General features: G+C 67.4%; 16 protein-coding genes and 1 pseudogene. 8 read left to right on the forward strand and 9 right to left on the reverse strand.

Annotated features, from left to right (window positions below):
* Positions 1-13: 13 nt before the first annotated feature.
* The 4 genes and pseudogenes from EDF69_RS09530 (at position 14) to recA (ending at position 6,254) form a co-directional block, all read left to right on the forward strand.
* Positions 14-2,107, forward strand: coding sequence for a M13 family metallopeptidase (locus tag EDF69_RS09530; protein WP_132884227.1), 2,094 nt, complete (start codon positions 14-16; stop codon positions 2,105-2,107).
* 93 nt (positions 2,108-2,200) lie between these two features.
* Positions 2,201-4,595 (forward strand): annotated as a pseudogene (locus EDF69_RS09535) (response regulator).
* A 40-nt stretch (positions 4,596-4,635) separates the two neighbouring features.
* Positions 4,636-4,989 carry a response regulator gene (locus EDF69_RS09540; protein WP_125962084.1) on the forward strand — a complete coding sequence of 118 codons (354 nt, stop codon included), beginning with the start codon at positions 4,636-4,638 and terminating at the stop codon, positions 4,987-4,989.
* Positions 4,990-5,159: 170 nt separating this feature from the next.
* On the forward strand, positions 5,160-6,254 hold the full coding sequence (gene recA / locus EDF69_RS09545; RefSeq protein ID WP_204991356.1) for a recombinase RecA: 1,095 nt from the start codon (positions 5,160-5,162) through the stop codon (positions 6,252-6,254).
* A gap of 367 nt (positions 6,255-6,621) precedes the next feature.
* Here the strand turns inward: recA and EDF69_RS09550 are convergent, their stop codons facing one another.
* The 3 genes from EDF69_RS09550 to EDF69_RS09560 all read right to left on the reverse strand — a co-directional run bounded on the left by EDF69_RS09550 (position 6,622) and on the right by EDF69_RS09560 (position 9,908).
* Positions 6,622-7,569 (reverse strand): family 43 glycosylhydrolase, encoded by a 948-nt coding sequence (locus EDF69_RS09550; RefSeq protein WP_239555408.1) that lies wholly within the window; start codon positions 7,567-7,569, stop codon positions 6,622-6,624.
* Between the two features lie 60 nt (positions 7,570-7,629).
* Entirely contained in the window at positions 7,630-9,285 is a 1,656-nt protein-coding gene (locus EDF69_RS09555) for a S10 family peptidase (protein ID WP_132884228.1), read from the reverse strand.
* A gap of 80 nt (positions 9,286-9,365) precedes the next feature.
* The gene (locus EDF69_RS09560; protein WP_132884229.1) at positions 9,366-9,908 is read right to left on the reverse strand and encodes a hypothetical protein; all 543 of its coding nucleotides are present in this window, start codon (positions 9,906-9,908) and stop codon (positions 9,366-9,368) included.
* Between the two features lie 210 nt (positions 9,909-10,118).
* Here EDF69_RS09560 and EDF69_RS09565 point away from each other — a divergent pair, with 210 nt between their 5' ends.
* A complete protein-coding gene (locus tag EDF69_RS09565; protein WP_132884230.1) occupies positions 10,119-13,130 on the forward strand; it encodes a TonB-dependent receptor domain-containing protein in 3,012 nt (1,003 codons plus the stop codon).
* A gap of 67 nt (positions 13,131-13,197) precedes the next feature.
* Here EDF69_RS09565 and EDF69_RS09570 read toward each other — a convergent pair whose 3' ends face one another.
* The gene (locus EDF69_RS09570) at positions 13,198-14,970 is read right to left on the reverse strand and encodes a putative 2OG-Fe(II) oxygenase (protein ID WP_165890073.1); all 1,773 of its coding nucleotides are present in this window, start codon (positions 14,968-14,970) and stop codon (positions 13,198-13,200) included.
* A gap of 101 nt (positions 14,971-15,071) precedes the next feature.
* Here EDF69_RS09570 and EDF69_RS09575 point away from each other — a divergent pair, with 101 nt between their 5' ends.
* From EDF69_RS09575 to EDF69_RS09585, 3 genes are read left to right on the forward strand one after another with little or no spacing between them, the layout of a single operon-like run.
* Complete coding sequence (locus EDF69_RS09575; RefSeq protein WP_132884232.1) at positions 15,072-15,812, forward strand: 2OG-Fe(II) oxygenase; 741 nt, start codon at positions 15,072-15,074, stop codon at positions 15,810-15,812.
* The gene (locus tag EDF69_RS19895) at positions 15,809-16,543 is read left to right on the forward strand and encodes a 2OG-Fe(II) oxygenase (RefSeq protein ID WP_339538155.1); all 735 of its coding nucleotides are present in this window, start codon (positions 15,809-15,811) and stop codon (positions 16,541-16,543) included. The genes EDF69_RS09575 and EDF69_RS19895 overlap by 4 nt, the downstream gene beginning before the upstream one ends.
* A gap of 36 nt (positions 16,544-16,579) precedes the next feature.
* Positions 16,580-18,343: a DUF885 domain-containing protein gene (locus tag EDF69_RS09585; protein ID WP_132884233.1), complete on the forward strand. Its 1,764-nt coding sequence runs from the start codon at positions 16,580-16,582 to the stop codon at positions 18,341-18,343.
* Here EDF69_RS09585 and EDF69_RS09590 read toward each other — a convergent pair.
* The 5 genes from EDF69_RS09590 to EDF69_RS09610 form a co-directional block, all read right to left on the reverse strand.
* Positions 18,340-19,380, reverse strand: a complete 1,041-nt coding sequence (locus EDF69_RS09590; RefSeq protein ID WP_132884234.1) for a glycosyltransferase family 4 protein — start codon at positions 19,378-19,380, stop codon at positions 18,340-18,342. The genes EDF69_RS09585 and EDF69_RS09590 overlap by 4 nt on opposite strands.
* Positions 19,377-20,240, reverse strand: coding sequence for a UDP-2,3-diacylglucosamine diphosphatase (locus EDF69_RS09595; protein WP_132884235.1), 864 nt, complete (start codon positions 20,238-20,240; stop codon positions 19,377-19,379). The genes EDF69_RS09590 and EDF69_RS09595 overlap by 4 nt, the downstream gene beginning before the upstream one ends.
* A 114-nt stretch (positions 20,241-20,354) precedes the next feature.
* On the reverse strand, positions 20,355-20,642 hold the full coding sequence (locus tag EDF69_RS09600; protein ID WP_125962073.1) for a DUF3325 domain-containing protein: 288 nt from the start codon (positions 20,640-20,642) through the stop codon (positions 20,355-20,357).
* The gene (locus tag EDF69_RS09605; RefSeq protein WP_132884236.1) at positions 20,639-22,228 is read right to left on the reverse strand and encodes a PepSY domain-containing protein; all 1,590 of its coding nucleotides are present in this window, start codon (positions 22,226-22,228) and stop codon (positions 20,639-20,641) included. Before EDF69_RS09605 ends, EDF69_RS09600 begins: the two co-directional genes overlap by 4 nt.
* Positions 22,225-22,539: a DUF3649 domain-containing protein gene (locus EDF69_RS09610; RefSeq protein WP_125962071.1), complete on the reverse strand. Its 315-nt coding sequence runs from the start codon at positions 22,537-22,539 to the stop codon at positions 22,225-22,227. Before EDF69_RS09610 ends, EDF69_RS09605 begins: the two co-directional genes overlap by 4 nt.
* Positions 22,540-22,564 lie beyond the last annotated feature (25 nt).

Genomic DNA, 22,564 nt, shown 5'->3' on the forward strand with positions numbered 1-22,564 from the left:
TGAAGGACACATCATGCGGCGTTCGCTTCTGTTATCCTCTCTGCTTGCCGGCTCCGCGTTGCTCGGCGCGTGCGCCACGACCGGTGCCGCCGACCCCGCCGCCGTCGCCGAGCAGACGCAGGTCGTCGGCCAGGCTGCGACCGGGCCGGTCAGCGCCGCCAGCACAGGCAAGCCGCAGATCGGCACCTTCGGCTTCGACGAAGCCGGCATGGACCGCACGATCGCACCAGGGGACGACTTCTACGGCTTCGCGAACGGCACCTGGGAAAAGACCACGCCGATCCCTGCCGACAAGTCGAACTTCGGCATGTTCACGGTGTTGGAGGACCTGTCGCGCAGCCGCACCCGCGAGATCCTGGACGGCGTGCGCACCGACGCGAACTCCAAGATCGGCGTCGCCTATGCGACCTACCTCGATCAGGCGTCGATCGACGCCAAGGGTCTCGCCCCGATTCAGCCCTGGCTCGGCAAGATCAAGGCACTGTCCGGCAAGGCCGGCTATGCAGCGCTCGCGGCTGAGGCTTCGGTCAACGGTATCGAGGGACCGTTCGGCGGCTATGTCGGCCCGGACGACAAGCACCCGGACGTCTATGCGCTGAACCTCAGCCAGTCGGGCCTGGGCCTGCCGGACCGCGACTATTACCTCTCCACCGACGCCAAGATGGTCGAGACGCGCAACGCCTATGTCGCGCACGTCGCCAAGATGTTCACCCTGGCCGGTGAGCCCAATGCGCAGGCGCGCGCCGCCGCGATTCTCGCTTACGAGACCAGCATCGCCAAGGCGCACTGGACCCGCGTCGAAAGCCGCAACGCCGACAAGACCTACAACAAGCTGACGCTGGCGCAGCTTCAGAAGCAGGGGCCCGGATTCGACTTTCCGACCTATTTCAAGGGCATGGGGGCGACTGTTGACACGGTGATCGTGGCGCAGCCGAGCGCGGTGGCAGGCATCGCCAAGGCGATTGCTGCAGCTCCGGTCTCGGTCCTCAAGGACCAGATGCTGGTGCGCTCGCTCGATCAATATGCCGGAGTCCTGCCGAAGGCGTTCGACCAGGAGAGCTTCGCCTTCTACGGCACCACGCTGTCGGGCACGCCGGAGCAGCAGCAGCGCTGGGAACGCGCGGTTGACTTCACCAGCGACGCACTTGGGGACGAGGTCAGCCAGGTCTACGTCGCCAAGTATTTCCCGCCCGAGACCAAGGCCGCGGCCGATGCGCTGGTGCGCAACGTCACCGAGGCGATGGGCCGCCGGATCGACCAGCTCGAATGGATGGCGCCCGAGACGAAGCAGAAGGCGCGCGCCAAGCTCGCGGCCTTCACGCCCAAGATCGGCTATCCGGACAAGTGGAAGGATTATTCCAACCTCCAGATCCGCGCCGGTGATGCGCTCGGCAATGCGATCCGCGCCGCCAACTGGGCACATGCCGACAACTTCTCCAAGCTGGGTCGCCCGATCCAGAAGTGGGAGTGGTACATGACCCCGATGACGGTGAACGCCTATGCGAACCCCGTCATGAACGAGATCGTGTTCCCGGCCGCGATCCTGCAGCCGCCGTTCTTCGATCCCAATGCCGATCCGGCGGTGAACTATGGCGGCATCGGCGCCGTCATCGGCCACGAGATCAGCCATCACTTCGACGATCAGGGCCGCAAGTATGACGCGAACGGCAGCCTCACCGACTGGTGGACGCCGGAGGACGTGACGCGGTTCGAACAACGCACTGCAGCGCTCGTCCGCCAGTATGACGCCTATGAGCCGCTGCCGGGCCTGCACGTGAAGGGCGCGCTGACGCTGGGCGAGAACATCGCCGACCTCGCCGGCCTCACCGTCGCGTGGGACGCCTATCAGCACGCGCTGGGCGGCAAGCCTGCCGGCGTGGTGGACGGCTACACCGGCGAGCAGCGCTTCTACCTTGGCTGGGCGCAGGTGTGGCGGCGCAGCTACCGTGAGGCGAACCTTCGCCAGCGGCTGCTGACCGACCCGCACTCGCCGTCGCAGCAGCGCGCCTGGGTCGTGCGCAACCTCGATCCCTGGTATGAAGGCTTCAAGCCGGCACCCGGCAGCAAGCTGTACCTGGCACCGGACGCGCGCGTCCGCATCTGGTAATCCCGCCCCGGCGCGCGCCACGTCACCCGTGGCGCGCGCCGGCCTGCGGCCAGCCCGCTTGACGGTGCCTGGAAGGGCGCCCAACACGCCGCGATGGCACGCGTTTCCACCGCCACCGACGGCCCGGCCAAGGTCGACCGTCTCCCGTTCTTCGTTGCGCTCGGCATCGGCCTCGTCGCGGCGCTCCTCGTCCTCAAGATGGTCGGGGAGCCCGTGCTTGCGGCCGGCTTCCTTGCGGCAGCGCTGATCGTTCCGGCGGCGGTGTTCGCCTGGTACCGGTTCTCCAGTGTGCCCCCGGTCGAGGCACCGCCTGCTGACTGGGCGCTTGCGCACGCCCTTGCCGAAGCGAGCGAGGAGGCGCTCGCCGTCACCGATCGCGCAGGGCAGCTGGTATGCGCGAATGGGCGCTATGCCGAGCGGTTCGGCGGCTATCCGACCCCGCCAGGACTGCCGCTGGAGGAAGAGGGGGCGGCGCAGCTTGCAGCCGCCGGACGCGCCGCGTGGCGCGACGGTCGTGCCTCCGCGTGGATCCGCGCGGACGGCAATGTACTGGAAGCTCGCGATCGAGCGCGTCGGCGACGGGACACTGGTGTGGCGCTTTTTCGGTGGCGGCCGCGCGACCGCTTCCATCGAGGCGGAGCAGTGGCTGTCGGGCCCGCATGGTGATCGGCTGGGCGGGGCGGGCATCATGGCCGCACTGCTTGGCTCCGACGGTCGTATCCGTTCCGCCAACCGCGTCTTGCGCGCCCGCGCCCTCGGGCATGAAGAGGGCTCGATCGTCGGCCGCGACTTCGCCCGTTTCCTCACCACGGACGGTGAGGGGCGCATCCGTTTCGAACGCGAGGGCGCAGGCGGCAACCCGTTGCGGCTGCTCCAGGTGCCGTTCCTCCCCGACGAAGGGGCGCCGATGCTCGTCGTGCTGCTCGACGAGGAGGCGGCCGAGGCTGCCGCGCCGATCTCCGGCGGGGCGGCGGGGCATGTCCGCGCGCTGGTCTCGCTGCTTCCGGTCGGCATGGCGCTGGTCGATCGCGACGGGCGCTTCCTGCACATGAACCACGCTTTTGCGCGCGCGACCGGCGTCAATACCAACGCGCCGCCGCTCTACCCGGGCGATCTCGTGGTGCGGGAGGACAAGGGCGCGCTTGCCGATGCGATCCGCCGTTTTGCGGGCGGGGCGCAGCACGCCTCGGACATGGCGGTCCGGCTGATCAGCCACCCCGACGAGCCGATCGCGCTCACCATCGGGGGCGGGCGCGGCCTGGGCGACGCTGCGGTGTTGCTGACCCTCAAGGATACCGGCGAGGAATCGCGCCTGAAGCGCCAGGTCGCCCAGGCGACCAAGATGCAGGCGGTGGGCCAGCTGGCCGGCGGTGTCGCCCATGATTTCAACAACATATTGACCGCTATTATCGGTCATTGTGACCTGATGCTGATGCGCCATACCCCCGGCGACAGCGACTATGACGACATCCAGCAGATCCGCGCCAACTCCAATCGCGCGGCAAGCCTGACCCGCCAACTGCTCGCCTTCTCGCGCCAGCAGACGCTCCGGCCGCAGGTGCTGCAGCTTCCCGACGTGATCTCCGAAGTGTCGAACCTGTTGAAGCGCCTGCTGGGAGAGGCGGTCGAGCTGGTGGTGCGGCACGGTCGCAACCTCGGTCCCGTGCGCGCGGACCCGGGTCAGCTCGAGCAGGTGGTGGTGAACTTGGCGGTCAACGCCCGCGACGCCATGGTCGCCAAGAACCCCAACGGCCGCGGCCGCCTCGTGATCGAGACCCTGGCGATCGGCGCGGCCGAGGTGCGGGCGATGGAGAACGAGGTGCTTCCGGTCGGCGACTATACCGCCGTGCGCATCACCGATACGGGGACCGGCATCGCGCCGGACGTGCTGCCCAAGATCTTCGAACCTTTCTTCACCACCAAGGAGGTGGGCAAGGGCACCGGCCTCGGCCTTTCGACGGTCTATGGCATCATCAAGCAGTCGGGTGGCTACATCTTTGCCGAGTCGCAGGTCGGGCAGGGGACGTCCTTTACGATCTTTCTTCCCGTCCACTCGGCGCCTGCCATCGCCGCCCTGCCGCCGCCGGTGCAGCCGCGCCGTGAGCGACCCAGCGACATCTGGGGTACCGGCACGATCCTGCTGGTGGAGGATGAGGACATGGTCCGCTCGGTCGCCGAGCGCGCGCTGACGCGCCAGGGCTACAAGGTGCTGACGGCGGAGAATGGCGAAGCCGCGCTCGAGCTCCTGGCCGACCGGCCGCAGATCGACTTGCTCGTGTCCGACGTGGTGATGCCGGCGATGGACGGTCCGACCATGGCCCGGCACGTGCGGCGCATCTATCCCGACCTGCCGATCCTCTTCATGTCGGGCTATGCCGAGGAGCAGCTTCGCCGATCGATCGATCTCGGCAACGTCGCCTTTCTGCCGAAACCCTTCTCCGTTCAGCAGCTTGGCGAAGCTGCTCGTGACGTTCTGGCAACGAAATGAGGCTTGGCGTTCGTGCCGCCATCTGCTTAGACGCGCGGGCATGACAGCTCCCCAGCGTATCCTCATCGTCGAGGACGAGCCCCTGATCGCGATGATGCTCGAGGATTTCCTCGACATCCTCGGCAAGTCCGTCGCCGGCACCGCCGATTGCGTCAGCGATGCGCTGTCCCGGATCGAGGAGGGCGGCATCGATGCCGCGATCCTCGACGTCAATCTGCGCGGCGGTGAGAAGAGCTGGCCGATCGCGGACGCGCTCGCCGCTGCCGGCATCCCGTTCGTGCTTGCCACCGGCGGGTCCGGCGACGCGGTGGAGCCCACGCACCGCGACCGCCCGGTGTTGCCCAAGCCGTTCACCATGGACGGCGTGGAGAAGGCGCTTACCGAGCTCGGCTAAGCGCCGTTCTGTTTTTCCAGTTGTTGTACGTCCGGAGCGCTCCATCCACGGGCGTGACGCGGTGCGTCCGTCTCATGTGGTTCGCCTCTTGTTCTCACGGAACAAATGGAATACATGGCGAACAACGCGTTGAACGGCTCGCGCGGTTGCTCTAGCGATGGAGGCCACGAATGGCGGCAAACCTCAAGGTGATCGACAGCAAGATGGCAGCGACCAACGACAAGGCTGCGGGCGAGCGGCAGAAGGCGCTCGACGCAGCGCTCGCGCAGATCGACCGCGCGTTCGGCAAGGGTTCGGCGATGAAGCTGGGCCAGAAGGAAGCCATGCAGGTCGAGGCGATCTCGACCGGTTCGCTCGGCCTCGACATCGCGCTTGGCGTCGGCGGCCTGCCGCGCGGCCGTGTGATCGAGGTCTATGGTCCGGAAAGCTCGGGCAAGACCACGCTCGCGCTCCACGTGATTGCAGAGGCGCAGAAGAACGGCGGCACCGCCGCGTTCGTCGACGCCGAGCATGCGCTTGATCCCGTCTATGCCAAGAAGCTGGGCGTCAACATCGACGAACTGATCGTCTCGCAGCCGGATACCGGCGAGCAGGCGCTGGAGATCACCGACACGCTGGTGCGGTCGAACGCGATCGACGTGCTGGTGGTGGACTCGGTGGCGGCACTGGTGCCGCGCGCGGAGATCGAGGGCGAGATGGGCGACAGCCACGTCGGCCTCCAGGCCCGCCTGATGTCGCAGTCGTTGCGCAAGCTGACCGGCTCGATCAGCCGCTCGCGCTGCATGGTGATCTTCATCAACCAGCTGCGCATGAAGATCGGCGTGATGTACGGCAATCCGGAGACGACGACGGGCGGCAATGCGCTCAAGTTCTACGCGTCGGTCCGCCTGGACATCCGCCGCACCGGCCAGATCAAGGACCGCGAGGACATCATCGGCAACTCGACGCGGGTGAAGGTCGTCAAGAACAAGGTCGCCCCGCCGTTCAAGCAGGTCGAGTTCGACATCATGTACGGTGAGGGTATCTCCAAGATCGGCGAGATCCTCGACCTGGGCGTGAAGGCCGGATTGGTGGAAAAGGCCGGCGCCTGGTTCAGCTACGACTCGGTCCGCATCGGGCAGGGGCGCGAGAACGCCAAGACCTTCCTCAAGGAGAATGACGAACTCCGCGACCGCCTGGAGCGCGCGATCCGTGCGCGTACGGAAAAGGTCGCCGAGGAAATGATGACCGGCCCCGATGCCGAGGACGACGGCGACGATCTCTGATCGCCCGCTGATGCCCTGAGAAGAGGCCCGCTGGCTCCCGCCGGTGGGCCTTTTTTATGGCGGCACTCGGCCGCGGCCAGGATCTTCTCGTTGCCGGATGCTCGAGGGGCTCCCCTGCCAGCGTGACTTCACGCCGAAGTAGGAGAGTTCACCTACTTCGTACCCCCGCGGAGGCGGGGGCCGAGCTGCGATGGCTGCCGAACGTCGGCGTAGCCCTTCGCCTCACGGCGCCAGGTTGCGCGCGCCGTACCGCACGGACCACCGCGAGCCGCCGCATCGAACGCCCGACGCCGCCCGCCCTCCAAACTCCAGACGCGCCGCGACTTCCCTCGTGCAAGCGGCCCGGCAGAGCAGGGCGCTCGCTGCGTCAGTCGCTCATCTTGACCGGCTGGATCAGCCCCGACGCATCATAGCGGATCGGCTGGATCGCGACCCGGCGTTCCCCGGCATAGGGGCCATCGCCGGTTTGCCCTTCCCAACGGTGGTAGACGATTAGCCACTCGCCCGTTTTCGGATCCCGCACGAAACTGTGGTGCCCGGGGCCCTTGTACTTGGCATCGGCCGTCAGGATCGCGCCGCGATACTGCCACGGCCCGATCGGCGAGGATGCCGTCGCGTAATGGACGGAATAGTCCGAGCGGTTCCACCGGCCGTGGCTGTACGAAAGATAGTAGATGCCGTTCCGCTCGTGCACGAAGGCGCCCTCGGTGAAGTGCGGCGGCTGCTCGACCGGCACCTCGCGTGCGATCGTCACCATGTTCGGGGCTAGCTCGAACACCCGCAGCTTCGCACCGGCACTTCCCCCTGCATAGAGCAGCCGGCGTCCGGATTTCGGGTCGATGAACACGGTGGGGTCGATCGCCTCGAAGCCGTCGCCGCCCGTCAGCAGCGGCTTGCCGCTGTCAGTGCAGGGGCCGGCAGGGCTGGAGCAGACGGCCACGCCCAGTCGGCTCGGCGTCGGGTTCTGCGGGCCGATCGAATAGTAGAAATAGTAGCGGCCGCGATCGAGGACCATGTCGGGCGCCCAGAGGTAGTGCACCGGCGCGCCGTCCGCCTCGGTCCAGCGAATGTCCCTCAGCCGCAGCAGCGGGTCCTTCTTCCAGTTCCGCCGGTCCGTCGTGGACCAGGCCTGGAGGCCGTCCCCGCCAGTGGGATAGATCCACATCTTGCCTTCGGCCACCATGGCCGAGGGGTCGGCCCCCGCAAAGACCGACGGAACGTCCTGCGCCACACCCGCCGTGGCTGAGAGGAGCAGGGCGATCGCGGCGCCTGCAAGCGCGCTACGACAGTGGTGGGAAAGCATCCTGTACGTCATCCGCCCACTCTGCCGATGCAGCTGCTGGAAGCGCAAGGGTGTCCGAGACCACTGCCAGCCTCAGTTCGGCCCTTGCCCGGGCTCGCCTGCGGAAAGCGATGGCGCCTGCGGCGGCACGGGGCTGCTCGCCGCCTCGACCGCTTCGTCGTACCAGCCCGCCAAGTCGACCTTCATCTGGTGCAGCGCTTCCGGGTTCACATAGGTCATGTGCCCGGCGGGATAGTAGCGGAACGAGAGGTTCCCCTGCTGCGACCGCTCCAGCATCATGTGCCCCAGGTCGTTTTCGGTCCCGAAGAACGGCGTTGCCATGTCGTAGTACCCGTTCAGCGACAGCACTTTCAGATACGGGTTCGCGCGCATCGCCGCGCCCAGGTCCAGCGCCGTGTTGGGGTTGTTCTGCGCGCCAAAGCCGCGTCCCGGGGCCTTGTGCTGCCAGTTCCACGTCCAGCCGGCGGCCTCTCGGGCGCTCAGCCGGTAGGGCATCTCCGTCTTGTAGCCGAGCGTATGGGTCACGTAATCGTGGAAGGTCGCGATGAACGCGCCGCTGATCGCGTCCGATGAGGCATCGGTTTCCGGCCGTTCGCCGGCCGCGTCCGGATCAATCCCGGTGTAGCGGGAGTCGAACCGGCCGATGGTCTGCCGCCGGTCGCGCAGCAACTCCTTCTGGAAGCGCGCGAGGTCGACGCGGAGGTTTGCCTGCTTGATGAACGCTGGCGAGAGTCCGATCAGCTGGCTCATCTGCTCGGCGATCGCGTCTTCTTCCGCGGGCGAGATGGTCTGCCCCTTGGCCAGCGCCGCGGCATAGGGTCCGACCGCAAAGGCGCGTGCCTGGGCGACGGCCGTTGCCACGTCGGCAGGCGGGTTGGGCAGCTTGCGGTGGTACCAGGCGGTCGCTGCAAAGCTCGGAAGATAGTTCAGGTACAGCTGGTCGAGTCCCGGCTGGCGATAGCCGTAGTTCATGATCGAGGAGAGCAGCACCACGCCGTTCAGCGCCATGCCCCGATCCTGGAGTTGATAGGCGAGCGCCCCCGATCGCAACGTGCCGTAGCTTTCGCCGAACAGGAACTTGGGGCTGTTCCAGCGTCCGTTCTTCGTCACATAGCGCAGGATCGCCTTGGCGAACACGTCGGCATCCTCGTCGACACCGTAGAAAGCCTCGGGCTTCGCATCGCCGAGCGGCCGGGAATAGCCCGCGCCGATCGCGTCCAGAAACACCATGTCCGTCTTGTCGAGCAGCGTCTCGCCATTGGGCCCGAAATCATAAGGCGCCGGCTTGATGAACTCCGGGTTGGTGGTCTTCAGGCGAACGGGGGCGAAGGAGCCCATGTGCAGCCAGAAGGTCGGGCTGCCGGGGCCGCCGTTGTAGAAGAAGGTGATCGGGCGTCTGGTGCCGGGCTTGGTCCCGTCGAGCGTGTAGGCGGTGTAGAACATGCTGGCTGTCGGCTTGCCCTCGATGTCGCGCACGGTGAGCGTACCGGCGGTCGCCGTATAACCGAGCGACCGGCCGCCGACCGTCACCCGGCCCTTGGATCGTGCTTCCTGCTCCTCGACTGGTGGAATGGCCCAGCCTGCCTCGGCCTGCTCCTTCATCTTGTCCTTGTGATCCTCGGCCCCCGCGCGCCCGCGCTCCACTTTGGGCTCTGCAGCCCCCTGGGCAGTCGCTGCGGCGGAAGAGCAAAGCAGCAGGGCGACGAGAAACCTGACACCGATCGACATTCACAAACCCCCAGAAGAAAACATGAATTCGGCACCGGCGCCCAGCCGCCCACACGAGGCTGGCCGCGCCATCGGCAGGGTCAGTTCACCCGCCGTACCCGCATGGCAGGCTGACCCGCCACATTCGCCAGATAGCTGCCCATTGCCGCCCGGCGGATTGCGATCGCCATTCCCGGCTTCGGATCGCGCGCCAGGATGCGTCCGTCGATCTGCTGCCACCGCGCGCCATCGGCGAGCACCATGACCCACTTCCCATCCGGCGTCGTGCTGACGCCTTTGATGCTGGTGTCGATGCGGGCAGGCGGAGGGGGCGCTTGTTCCTGCTCGCGCACCGCGATCGCCGGGGCGGGAGCGCTGCGCCCGAATTGCGCCGCCTGCGCCTCCGCGATCCGGGTCCGGGTCGCCACCACCAGACCCCCCTTGTTCAGCAGCACCTCCACCTCTGCGGTGCGGGCGTCGAGGCAGCGCAGTCGCGCCGCCGCGTCGGTAATCGTGCGGCATTGGAGCAGGGCCTGCAGGGGGTCGACCCGACCCGGGTCGGCCTCGCGGGCGAAGGCAGCGGGAGAGGCGAGCACAAGTCCCAGCCCGAACGCCATTCCCAAAGCCGTATGTGCGGAAACCATGACCTAGATCCCTCGACGCGCGCCGAGGGCGACGCGCTGTTCCTGAACGTTGCATTTATGCGACAGTGTCGCGCCATTTTCTTTCATCGTGAAAGCAGTCTTGCAACTATTTTTGTGCAGTGCATCGTAAGCGGACGAACAAAAGTTCGAGAGGCATGATCCTGAAAGATTCGAGCCCGTCTGGCTCGGGGGCAACAGAAGGGGAACTGCATGAATCGCAATCGTGGACGCCGCCTGGCGCTGCGCGCCGGCGCCGCACCTTTGGTATTGATCGCCGCTACACTCGGCTTTCCTGCTTTCGCGCAGGATGCGCCTCAGGAAAGCACCTCAACCTCCCAGAATGTCGGCATCAGCGCCGTTCCAACCGGCAGCGGCGAGCCGAACCAGAGTCTTGACGAAAACCAGGGCACGATCGTTGTTACGGGATCGCGTATTGCACGTCGCGATCTGACTTCCGACAGCCCACTGGCAGTCGTTTCCCAGGAAGAATTCAAGCTTTCCGGCGCAGTGAACGTAGAAAGCGTCTTGAACACGTTGCCCCAGGTCATTCCGGGATCGACCGGATTCTCGAACAATCCAGGTGGCGGCGTCGCGACGCTTAACCTTCGCGGCTTGGGCAGTAACCGAAATCTGGTGCTCGTCAACGGCCGCCGCTACATGTTCTACGATACCTCGCAGGTCGTCGATCTCAACACGATCCCCGCATTCCTGATCGACGGCGTCGACGTCGTGACCGGCGGCGCCTCCGCCGTCTATGGTTCGGACGCGATCGCGGGCGTGGTGAACTTCCGCCTGCGCAACGACATCAACGGCGTCGAGGCAGGCAGCCAATACAGCATTACCGAGGAAGGCGACGGCCAGCGCTGGGATACCTATCTCGCGATGGGCACCGACTTTGACGAAGGTCGCGGCCACATCACCGCTTATGGCGAATATTATCAGCGCAAGGCGATCTTCCAGGGCGCCCGCGACTTCTCGGCCGTGGCGTTGGGCGACAGCGGCACCAGCCTGGTCCCGCTAGGCAGTTCCTCGGTACCGAACGGCCGATTTTACGTGAATCCATCGACGGTGTGCGTCGGCAGCGAGGACCCCAACTGCGTCGGCGGCACCAGCTTCACGCGCGGTGCCGGCTCGCTCTCGGCGAACAGCACGCTTGGCCAATATTACACTGGCCCCAATACGTCGCGCCCGTTCACGACCAACGACTATTACAACTATGCGCCGGACAACTACCTCCAGGTTCCGCAGGAGCGCTGGATGCTGGGGGCGTACGCCAACTACGAGGTGAACGACTGGTTCAATCCGTACATGGAGCTGTCGTTCGTCAACAACCGCGTCGCAAACGAATTGGCGGCGAGCCCGATCAGCGGCACCTTCAACATTGCCGTCGACAACCCGTTCCTGTCGGCGGCCGACGCAGCATCGCTCGCGGCGATCGACGCACAGGAGGCAGCAATCGACGCGGCGCTGATCGCGGCGGGCGGGGCAGGCCGCTACAACAATCCCGGTGTGGTTGGCGTGGGCCTTGCGTCGCGTACCAATGCGGTGTCCTCGCGTCAGGCGCTCGACGAGCGCAACGCGTTTCGGGTGCTGATCGGCAGCACCGGCGCGATCACCAGCGGCATCAAATATGACGCCTATTACAGCTATGCCCGTACCCGAAACTCGAACATCCAGTACGGCAACATCTCGCGTTCGGCATTCGCGGCCGAGCTGCTGGCAAACCGCCTGAACATCTTCGGCCCGAACCTGCTATCGGCCGAGGAAGTGGCGGCGATCTCGATCACCACGCAGAACACCGACATCTCCGAGCTTCAGGTCGCGCAGGCCTCGATCTCGGGCTCGCTGTTCGACTTCGGCCTGGGCGGCGGTTCGGTCGGCTTCGCGCTGGGCGGCGAGTATCGCTCGGTCGAAAGCCAGTTCATCCCGGACCAGGCGCTGTCGTCAGGGGACGTCGTCGGCTTCAACGGCGGCGATCCGACCGCGGGCGGCTACAACGTCAAGGAAGTGTTCGGCGAGCTCAGCGTGCCGCTGCTCGGCGGCCTGCCGTTTGCCGAGAAGCTCGAGCTGAACGGTGCGTTCCGCTATTCGGACTACTCGCTTGGCGGCGTCGGCGGCGTGTGGACCTACACCGGCGGTGCGCAATGGGCTCCGGTCCGCGACATCACCTTCCGTGCGCAATATTCGCGTGCGGTGCGCGCGCCGAACGTGTCCGAGCTGTTCGGTGGCCAATCCAATGGCTTCCCGGGCGCCACCGATCCGTGTGCGACCGCAGGAGCACAGAACGACGCGGCACTTGTCGCGATCTGCACCGCCACCGGCGTGCCGGCCAGCGCAATCGGTTCGGGTGCGTCGCTGCAGCCGAACCCGCAGATCGAAGGCCTGTTCGGCGGCAATCCGGACCTTCAGGAAGAAGTCACCGACACCTACACCGCTGGTGTGGTGCTCGCGCCGAGCTTCCTGCCCGGTCTTCACGTCACTGCCGATTATTTCAACATTAAGGTGGACAACGTCATCACCTCGCTGGGCGGTGGCGTCGGCGGCATTCTGAACCTTTGCTATAACGTCTTCCAGGACGTCAACAGCATCTACTGCCAGGCGATCTCGCGCAACGACGACGGCACCATCCAGAATCCGACCTTCGTCACGGCCGTCAACGCCAACGCGGCGAGCCTGAAGACCTCGGGTGTCGACCTTTCGGTCGACTACACTCAGACGCTCGGCTTCGGGATGTTCGGGGCGGAGAGCAAGCTCAACGCCTTCTTCCAGGGCACCTGGACGGAGAAGTATGAGTTCGCGCCTGTCGCCGGCCAGCAGGCATACACCTGCGCGGGCTATTTCGGCGTCAACTACTGCAGCGACCCCCAGGGGAACCCGCAGTCGAAGTACAAGTGGACGTCGCGCCTGTCGCTGATCGACGGCCCGGTGACGGCCAGCCTTCGCTGGCGCCATCTGTCGAGCGTCAAGGCAGATTCGCTCGTCAACGGCGATCCCGTGAGCGCGTCCGAGCTGGCGGTGCCGAAGCTCAAGGCCAAGGACTATCTCGACCTGGCCTTCTCGATTGACCTGACCGACACCTACAACTTCAGCTTTGGTGTCAACAACATCGGCAATGTGAAGCCGCAGCTGATCGGCAGCGATCAGCAGCAGGCGAACACCTATCCCGGCGTCTATGACGTGCTGGGTCGCGACTTCTACGCGGCGGTTCGCTTCCGCTTCTGACGCGGTCGCGCAATGGAGCAGAAAAGGTGTGGCCCGGGGGAAACCCCGGGCCATTTCCTTGTCCGGCCTAGAAGAACACGTCGAAGGCTACGGTCAGCCGCTCTCCGCTGGAAAACGGCCGGGTGCCGTGGAACAGATAGCTCGGGAATAGCACCAGTTGCCCCGGCTGCGGCTCGAACTCGGCGAGCGGCCCCAGCAGAAGGTTCGCCCCGTCCGGCGGGCGCCCGATCTCCAGCCACCCCTCGCGTGCGGCGCGATCGAGATCCCCCGGGACGCTCACATACAAGGCGGAGCTCAGCACGCCGCGCGGATGGATGTGGCTGACGTGAAAGCCCGCACCGCGCAATCGTACCGACCAGGATCCCGCCAAACGGGGAGGAGCCTCCCGCTGGCGGAGCAGCGGATGGCGCGGATCTGCCGGGGGAAGGGCGGCCATGTGGCTCGTGATCGCCTCCAGCAACAGCGCCTTCAGCCGGCGTAGCTGCGGCTCGGTCCGGGCAAGCAGGCGCCCGCGTGTCTGGGTCCCGCCGCGCAGCGACTGCCCCACCGGGTGCGCCCGGCTTCGATGCAGGTCCCGCAACAGGTCCGCTATTTGTGCCAGCTCGACCGCCTCGATGGCGAGTTGCCTGGGTGCATAGAGGCCGGGCTGCCCGCTCAGCCACTGGTGCCGCGGATCGTCGAGCAGCCGCCATGCGAGGTCGAGGAAGGCCCAGCCTGCCACGCTTCCGGCATCCGCCGCGACATGTCGCTCCAGCAGCCGGGCGGCGAACTGCGCGTCTCCCTGCGCCAATGCGCATCGCGCGCGCGGCATCAGCGTCTCTTCGGCGTCCGGCAGAGCATCAAGCACACGGTGCGCCCGATCCAGATCGCGCGCCTCGATCGCCAGATCGGCTTCCTCCAGCAGCCATTCCGCACGCTGCCCAAGCGTGCTTCGCGCCGCCTCCAGAGCTGCCAGCCCTTCCGCGTGCCGGCCCGCGCGATGCAGCAGGCGCCAGCGGGACTGGTGCAGCGCGACGCTCTGCGGAACCCGCGCGAGCGCCGCCTCGTGGCTCTCGGTCAGGCGATCGGCGAGCCCGGCTTCGGAACGCATGCGGGCAAGCTCCTCATGCGCTTCCACCCACTCCGGCACCCGGATCACTGCATCCTCCAGCAACGCCATCCCGCCCGGATCGCCGTCCGCCTCTAGGGCATTGGCCAGTCCCAGCAGCACGTCCGGCCCGGCCGCACCCGCCGCCGCGCAGTGACGAAACCGCGCCGCCGCATCCGCCTCCCCGCGTTCCAGGGCGACACGCGCGCGCCCTCGCAGGGCGGTCGGCCGCGCCGGCTCGAGCGACAGCGCCTGGTCGAATGCCGCCGCGGCTTCGTCGAGCCGGTCTTGGTCGCGAAGGACAGCGCCGCGAATACTGTGCGCGTTCGCCGCCCGCGGATCCAGGGCCAGCGCCGCATCCACATCGGCCAGCGCTTCGACCAGCTGCTTGCGTTGCTGCCGAAGCACCGCGCGGTTCACCAGCGCGTCGATGCGCGCCTTTCCCGAGCCCGCTGCCGCGACCGAATAATGCCGAAGCGCCGCCTCTACATCGCCCGTGTGCGCACAGAAGTTCGCGTAATTGTTGTTGATCTGCCCGTCCTGCGGCGCGCGCGCCAGCGCTTTCCGAAAGAGTTCGCCGGCGTCCGCAAGGCGCTCTTGCCGCCGCGCGACCAGGGCCATCAGATGAAAGGCTGCCGCCGGTGCGCTCTCCTGCGCGATCACCGGTTCCAGTTCCGCGCGCGCGCCGTTCAGATCGCCCGTCCGAAATGCCGATTCAGCGCGCGCAAGTCGCTGGAGAAATCTGCTGTCCATGGCGCATGGTTTAAGCTTTGCTCCCGCCTGTCCAGCAGGACTTCGCATGCGGACGGGCACAAGCGCTTGAATGTTCGGCTCCGACCACGGAAGGTGGCGGCATGCCCAATGAGCCCCTGCCGCTGTTCGACCTCAATCCCGCGCAAGATGTCGCGGCGCTTGCACGGGAGTTTGCCGGAACCGGCCGCCTGCAGGTGCGCGACCTGCTCACCCCTCGCTCGGCCGATGTGCTCGCCGACGTGATCCAGCGGCAGACGCCGTACGGTCTGGCCTATCGGGAGCCGGGATCGTCGCCGAAGTCGGTCCGCGCGGATGCGGTGCGTGCCATGCCACGGACCGAGCACGGGCGCCTCTGGCAATCGATCGGCACCGGGGTGGGGCAGGGGGACTATGGCTTCATCTACGGCCAGTATCCGATGCTGGACGCCTATCTGGGCAAGTGGGCGCCGGGACATCCGCTGGAACTGGTCCTCGAATATATCAACACGCCCGAATTCCTCGGCTTCGTGCGGGCGATCACCGGCATGCCGTCGCTCATCAAGGCGGATGCGCAGGCGACGCTCTTCGCGCCCAACAACTTCCTCGCGATGCACGACGACCGCGGCACCGGCGAGGAGGGGCGGCAGGTCGCCTATGTCCTCAGCCTCGCCCGGGAATGGCGCCCCGACTGGGGCGGCTATCTGCTGTTCTACGACGATGACGACGACGTGATCGCGGGCATGAAACCCCGCTTCAACTGCCTGAACCTCTTCCGCGTACCGCAGCGGCACAACGTCAGCTACGTGCCTCCCTTCGCCCCGGTCGGCCGCTATGCGATCACCGGCTGGTTCCGGGATCGGTGAGCGTGCTCGACGGGCTCCAGCTCAACCCCGCGATCGACTGGCCCGCGCTCGCGGCAGAGTTTGCCGCGCGGGGGCGCATCCGCATCCACGGCTTCCTCGCCGATCCGGTGCCAGCGCTGCTCCATGCAGAGTTGCGCCGGCGCGAGGACTGGCGCCAGCTGGTCAACAGCGGCGACAAGCTGTTCGAGCTCGATCGCGCCACCCGCGCCGCCATGTCTGCCGAGCAGACGCAGGCACTGGAGGCGGCGGTACAGGCCGGCGCCCGGTCCGGCTTCCAGTACCGCTACGAGACGCTTCGCCTGACCGATGGCGATGGCGGCGGCAGCCCGGGCGATCCGGATCTTTCCGCCTTCACCCGCTGGATGTCGGGCGGGGCCGCGCGGGACCGTCTTCGCCAGCTCACCGGCGTGGAGGCAATCGACTTCGCGGACGGGCAGGCGACCGCCTATGCGCCTGGAGATTTCCTGACCGGACATACCGACGAGGTCCCCGGCAAGCACCGTCATGCAGCCTATGTCTTCGGCCTGACGCCCCAATGGCGGACGGAGTGGGGCGGGCTGCTGCTCTTTCACGAGGAACGCGGCGCGGTCAGCGGCATGTCTCCGGGGTTCAACACGCTGGATGTCTTCGCCGTCCCCCAGCTTCACAGCGTCTCCCGCGTCGCGCCGGAGGCTGCGTACCGCCGCTATGCGATCACCGGCTGGCTGCGTTCCCGTCCGCCGCGCGCCTGACGTTCGTCCACTCCAGAAATCCGGGGAAGCTCCTCCATGCGCCTTCTTGCCTCTGCCGTGCTGCTGTCGCTCGTTCCGCTCGCCCCGACCCCGGCGCTCGCCCAGGCGAGCGTGCGCGCCGGCGCTGCCGACGCACGACTGCGGGCGCTCTATGAAAAGGAGTGGGCATGGCGGCAGAACGAGTTCGCCCGCGTCGCCGAGGACGACAGCTGGAGCGCGAGCGGCGATCATCTGCCGCATGTCGATGCCGCCACCCAGCAACGCCGGCTCACCTACTGGCAGGGGATCGCCCGAGAACTCGATGCGATTCCCGCCGCGGAGCTCTCGCCGGAGGAGCGGATCAACGCTGCCGTCTTCCGCACGACGCTGGAGGCGAACATCGCCAACCAGAAGTTCCGCAGCTGGGAAATGCCGCTCAACGCGGACAGCAATTTCTGGTCCGGCCTAGCAGCGCGCCAGCCCTATGCCCGTGCTGAGCAGTACCGGCGCTATCTCGGGCGCATGCGGGACATTCCACGCTACTTCGACGAGCAGGTCGCCAACATGCGGGCCGGCCTGAAGCGCGGCTTCAGCGTGCCGCGAGTGACGCTCGCCGGCCGCGATTTCTCGATCGCCGCCTATGCGGTGGCAGAGGTGGAGAAGAACCCCTTTTATGCGCCGTTCGCGACGATGCCGTCGAGCATCCCGGCGGCCGAGCAGGCAAAGCTGCGCGAAGAAGCGCGCGCGCTGATCGCCGGCCAGGTGGCGCCCGCCTATGCTCAACTGCTGCGCTTCTTCCGAAGCGAGTATCTGCCCAAAACCCGCACCACGCTGGCGGCAGAGGCGATGCCGGACGGCAAGGCCTTCTACCAGGCGCAGATCCGTGAATATACGACATTGGGCCTCACTGCCGAGCAAATCCACGCGTTGGGCCTGAAGGAAGTCGCGCGGATCAGCGCGGAGATGGAGAAGACCAAGGCGGCGGCCGGCTTCCAGGGCAGCATGGCCGAATTCCTGAAGTTCCTGCGCACCGATCCCCAGTTCTACGCACGCACGCCGGACGAGCTGCTGGGCGTTTCCGCCTATGCCGCGAAGCGGGTCGACGGCCAGCTGAAGAACACCATCGGCCGCTTGCCGCGCTACCGCTTCACCATCGTGCCGGTGCCGGACGCGATCGCGCCCTTCTACACCGCTGGCCGCGGCGGGCTGGAGGCGTGTTCGATGAACACCTACGACCTGCCGTCGCGCCCGCTCTACCAGATCCCGGCGCTGACGCTGCACGAATGCAACCCCGGGCACAGCCTGCAGGCGGCGATCTCGCTGGAGGGGCCGGACCGCCCCGCCTTTCGCCGCCAGACCTATTTCTCCGGCTATGGTGAAGGCTGGGGGCTCTACACCGAATGGCTCGGCACCGTCATGGGCATCTACCGCACGCCTTATGAGGATTTCGGCCGGCTTTCCTACGAGATGTGGCGCGCGTGCCGCCTGGTGATCGATACCGGCGTCCACCACCAGGGCTGGAGCCGTGAGCAGGCGATCGGCTACCTCGCGCAGCATACTGCCCTGTCGCAGCACGAGATCGAGACCGAGGTCGATCGCTACATCAGCTGGCCGGGCCAGGCGCTCGCCTACAAGCTTGGCGAGATGACGCTGCGCCGCAAGCGCGCCGACGCCGAGCGGCAGCTCGGCACCGCGTTCGACCAGCGCTGGTTCCACGACGTGGTGCTGGGGCTCGGCTCGGTGCCGCTGCCGGTGCTGGAGCAGGAGATCGACCGCTGGATCCAGAGTGGCGGCAAGAACCCGAACGCGCCCGCCGCCTAGCCCGCCAGGGCCTCCCGCTCGGTAGCGAGGTGAGCGAGGAACTGGTCGGTGCACGCCGACCATCCGTAGCGCCTGCCTTCGGATGCGCAGGCGTCGCGGTCTGCGGTGAGCGCGATGCGGATCGCGCGTGCCAGGTCCGGGTCCACTGCGCCGATCCGCCGGCCGCCCAGACCGCTGCCGTCCGGCCCCAGGATGTCGATCGGCCCTTCGACCGGGAAGGCGGCAACCGGCGTGCCGCAGGCCAGCGCCTCGATCATCACGAGGCCGAAGGTGTCGGTGCGGCTGGGGAAGACCAGCACGTCGGCCGCACGATAGGCCTCCGCAAGCGCCGCCCCGTGCAGCGTGCCGAGGAAGCGCGCTTCCGGATACCGCGTCGCCAGCATCGGCCGCGCCGGTCCGTCGCCGACCACCAGCTTGGTTCCCGGAAGGTCGAGCGCCAGGAAAGCCTCCAGGTTCTTCTCCACCGCGACGCGCCCGACATGCAGCATCACGGGTCCGGTCGTGCGGCGCAGCGCCGATCGGGGAGCGCCAGGGCGGAAGATCGCCGGGTCCACGCCGCGGGACCACGGCTTGGTATGGCGAATCCCCTGCGCCGCGAGCCGCGCGGACACGGACGGGGTGGCGGTCAGCACGGCGCTGGAGGGCTGGTGGAACCGCCGGAATGCGGGCCAGAAGCACCGCGCCGGCAGATGTGTCCGCAGCGCCAGATAGTCGGGGAAGTTGGTGTGGAACGAGGTGGTGAAGCGCTGGCCGCGATCGAGGCACCAGCGCCGCGCCGCCCAGCCGAGCGGCCCCTCGGTCGCGATGTGCACCGCCTGCGGGCGGAACTGCTCCAGCCGGTGCGCCACTGCCCAGGACTGGCCGAATGCCAGGCGGATCTCGCGATAGCCGGGGCACGCCCAGGTGACGAACCCGTCCGGGGTCACGGTCTCCACGGTATGACCGCGTCGGCGCAATTCGTCGATTGTGGCGGTAAGGGTGCGGACGACGCCGTTCACCTGCGGGGCCCACGCGTCGGTGACGATCGCGATCCTCATGCCGGGACCGCCAGGCCGGCGCGCGCCGCGGCAGCGACTGCCGCCTCGGCATGCCAGTCGATCAACTCCATGCGGCCGTCGGCGTGCTCCACCAGCGCGGTGCAGCTCTCCACCCAGTCGCCGTCGTTGTAATAGGTCACGTCGCCAATCCGACGGATCTCCGCGATGTGAATATGCCCGCAAACCACCCCGTCGACGCCGCGTTCGGCGGCGGCATGGGCGACCGTCTCCTCGAAGCGGGAGATGAAGCTCACAGCGTTCTTCACCCGGTTCTTGGCGTAGGCGGAGAGCGACCAATAGGGCAGGCCCATCCGCCTGCGGCCCGCGTTCCACAGCCGGTTCGCCTTCAGCAGCAGCGTGTAGGCATGGTCCCCCAGGAAGGCGAGCCAGCGCGCGTAGAGCACCACGCCATCGAACTGGTCACCGTGCAGCACCAGCAGGCGGCGGCCATCGGCGGTGGTGTGGATGTCCTCGTCCAGCAGTTCGACACCGCCGAACTCCAGCCCGACATAGTCGCGGAAAGCCTCGTCGTGGTTGCCCGGCAGGTAGACGACGCGCGTGCCGCGCCGGGCGAACTTCAGGATGGTGCGGACCACGTCATTGTGGCTGGCCGGCCAGTACCAGCCTTTGCGGATCTGCCAGCCGTCGACGATGTCGCCGACCAGGTAGAGCGTCTCGCACTCGACGGAGCGCAGGAACTCCACCAGCGCGCGTGCGCTGCTGCCGGGCGTGCCCAGATGGACGTCGGACACGAACACCGTCCGGAACGCCCGCCGTGGCGCCTCGGGCGTGTAGGACTCGGGTTCGGCGATCCATGCGGGAAGGGTCTTGAGGGCGGGGGCGAGTGCGGTGCGCGGCATGTGCGAACTCCCATCGTCGGGCCGAGGGGAGCTTTAGGGCAGACAGGCTACAGGCGCTTTGCAATCGGGTGACGCCGCTGTCATCGCCCGGTCACCTGCGTGTCACGGATGAAGTCAGCGCACGTGCCGCCGGGCCTGGATGCGAAAGGCGAGGTGCAGGACCGCGGCGGTCGCGCCCAACGTGCAGGCTCCCAGCCAGACGATCAGGCCATAGCCCCAGCCGAAAGCCAGTACCGCCAGTGCGGTGCCGAGCGCGATCCCGGCCCAGCCGGCGATCCGCAGGCGCCGGCTCGCTTGGCGCGGCAGCATGCGATGGAGCAGGGGGCCCTGGTGGCGCGGGAGGCCGTGCATCAGGGCGCTGAAGCTCAGCGCCGCGACCAGGAGGAGCAACAGGTGGATCATGCGAGTGCGAGCTCCTTTGCACGCGGCGCGCGAACACCGGTCGCCTTGGACGTGCTGCGGTGGACCTTGCGCGCGCTCCACCCGAGCGCCGCTGCGATGGCGAGCATCACCAGGTCGAAGCTCGGGAACAGCCAGTCGCCGGCGGCGATGCTCGCGATCGGATTGCGCGACGTGGTGACGGCGTTGACCACCGGAATGGCGGCATAGAGCACCGCACCGGCCGTCAGCACCTCTACCCAGGCGCGGCGGGCGGGGCGGGCGATCGCCCACACGAGCGACGCGCCCCAGACGATGAACATGCTGTGGATCTCCCACTCCGCGCGGCCATCCATCTGCACCGGCAGCAGGCGGTTCGCGAGGAAATAGGCCGCGATGCCCGCCATCAGCCCGCCGATCGTCGCGATGTTGAGGCGCTCCACGAGACGGAAGCCGAAATGCGGTCGGGCAGGGTCGGGCAGCTTCGCACGACGCTTCACCGTCCACAGCACCAGGCCGCTGCCGACCATGATCGTACCGCCAACGCCGGAGAGGAAGTAGAACCAGCGGAGGCCGATGTCGGCGAAGCGGCCGGCGTGAAGGCCGACCATCACGCTCTCGGTCGCCGCCGCGCCGCCCTGGTCCGGGCTCGCCGACACCAGCGTGCCGGTTTCGCCCGAAAAGGTGAGGGAGGGCCCGCGCGTGCCGATGCCGCTTCCCATCGCCCGGACCAGCGTCACGGTCGCGGTGGTGTCGCCCGGGTTGGCGACGGTGACCACGCCCACATCGGCGCCGTTCCAGCGGCGCTGCGCCTCCGCGAACATCGGCGCGATCGGTGCCATGGGCGCGGCGATTCCCGAGCGCTCGACCGGTGGGGCCTCTCCCCGCAACTGCTGATAGTAGCCGGTCGGCTCCGCATAGTTCGCGGCAATGCCCCAGGGCATGTACAGGACGGCGAGCGTCACCAGCCCGGTATAGGTGATCATCAGGTGGAACGGCAGCGCCATCACCGCCGTGACGTTGTGCGCGTCGAGCCAGCTGCGCTGCCCCTTGCCGAACCGCAGCAGGAAGAAATCGACGAAGATCTTCTTGTGGGTGATGATTCCCGAAAGAATGGCGACCAGCATGAACATCGCGGCGATGCCCACTAGGTAGCGCGCCCACAGCACCGGCATGTAGTGAAGGTCGAAGTGGAAGCGGTAGAGGAAGAAGCCGCCCCGCGTCTCGCGTGCGGCAACCTTGTTGCCCTCACCGTCGAGCACCGCCTGCGTGTCGCCGCGTCCGCGCCCGCCGCGCCCGCCGCGCTTGCCCGGCGCGCCCGCTTTTTCGCCGGGGACCCAGAACACCGTGGTCTCGGCACCGCGTGCGCTCGGGAGCGTGATGTACCAACTGCGCGCATCACCGGCATGCTCGCCCAACCAGCGCACCGCGCCCTGGGCGGATTGCACGGTGGATGGATGGCCACTCACCTCCGGCCGCATCCAGCGCGTGATCTCGTCCTGGAAATAGGCGGCCGTTCCCGTCGCGAACACCGCGAACAACAGCCAGCCGAACAGCAGCCCGGTCCAGGTGTGCAGCCAGGCCATGCACTGGCGGAACCCGTCCTTCACAGCCGGCCTCCCGACGCCAGCGAGAGCCAGAGCCCGCCTCCCAGCAGGACGGCGGCGGCGATTAGCCCCGCCCAGAGCTTCCAGGGAGAACGAATGGCAAAGGCGGTGAGCGCGATGACCGGAAAGATCACGAACGCCAGCAGCGTCGAGGCCATGGTCGCCTGCGCCGGCGCGATCGGCCAGGTCCGCGCGAGCAACCCCGTGGCCAGCGAGGTCACGACATAATTGCCCAGTGTCGCCGCCACGATGCGGGCGCTGAGCGCCAGCGACTGGCGGTGACCACCGTTGTGCTTGGCAGCGGCCGCGCTCACCGGCCGCTGTCCGGACCGAGGACGC

The organism is Sphingomonas sp. JUb134, assembly GCF_004341505.2.
In the GTDB taxonomy this organism is placed as follows: Bacteria; Pseudomonadota; Alphaproteobacteria; order Sphingomonadales; family Sphingomonadaceae; genus Sphingomonas.

What these genes read in the sequence shown, in the direction of transcription:
- EDF69_RS09530 (WP_132884227.1), top strand. Translation starts at nt 14, where the DNA reads ATGCGGCGTTCGCTTCTGTTATCCTCTCTGCTTGCCGGCTCCGCGTTG.
- EDF69_RS09540 (WP_125962084.1), top strand. Translation starts at nt 4,636, where the DNA reads ATGACAGCTCCCCAGCGTATCCTCATCGTCGAGGACGAGCCCCTGATC.
- recA (WP_204991356.1), top strand. Translation starts at nt 5,160, where the DNA reads ATGGCGGCAAACCTCAAGGTGATCGACAGCAAGATGGCAGCGACCAAC.
- EDF69_RS09550 (WP_239555408.1), bottom strand. Translation starts at nt 7,569, where the DNA reads ATGACGTACAGGATGCTTTCCCACCACTGTCGTAGCGCGCTTGCAGGC.
- EDF69_RS09555 (WP_132884228.1), bottom strand. Translation starts at nt 9,285, where the DNA reads ATGTCGATCGGTGTCAGGTTTCTCGTCGCCCTGCTGCTTTGCTCTTCC.
- EDF69_RS09560 (WP_132884229.1), bottom strand. Translation starts at nt 9,908, where the DNA reads ATGGTTTCCGCACATACGGCTTTGGGAATGGCGTTCGGGCTGGGACTT.
- EDF69_RS09565 (WP_132884230.1), top strand. Translation starts at nt 10,119, where the DNA reads ATGAATCGCAATCGTGGACGCCGCCTGGCGCTGCGCGCCGGCGCCGCA.
- EDF69_RS09570 (WP_165890073.1), bottom strand. Translation starts at nt 14,970, where the DNA reads ATGGACAGCAGATTTCTCCAGCGACTTGCGCGCGCTGAATCGGCATTT.
- EDF69_RS09575 (WP_132884232.1), top strand. Translation starts at nt 15,072, where the DNA reads ATGCCCAATGAGCCCCTGCCGCTGTTCGACCTCAATCCCGCGCAAGAT.
- EDF69_RS09585 (WP_132884233.1), top strand. Translation starts at nt 16,580, where the DNA reads ATGCGCCTTCTTGCCTCTGCCGTGCTGCTGTCGCTCGTTCCGCTCGCC.
- EDF69_RS09590 (WP_132884234.1), bottom strand. Translation starts at nt 19,380, where the DNA reads ATGAGGATCGCGATCGTCACCGACGCGTGGGCCCCGCAGGTGAACGGC.
- EDF69_RS09595 (WP_132884235.1), bottom strand. Translation starts at nt 20,240, where the DNA reads ATGCCGCGCACCGCACTCGCCCCCGCCCTCAAGACCCTTCCCGCATGG.
- EDF69_RS09600 (WP_125962073.1), bottom strand. Translation starts at nt 20,642, where the DNA reads ATGATCCACCTGTTGCTCCTCCTGGTCGCGGCGCTGAGCTTCAGCGCC.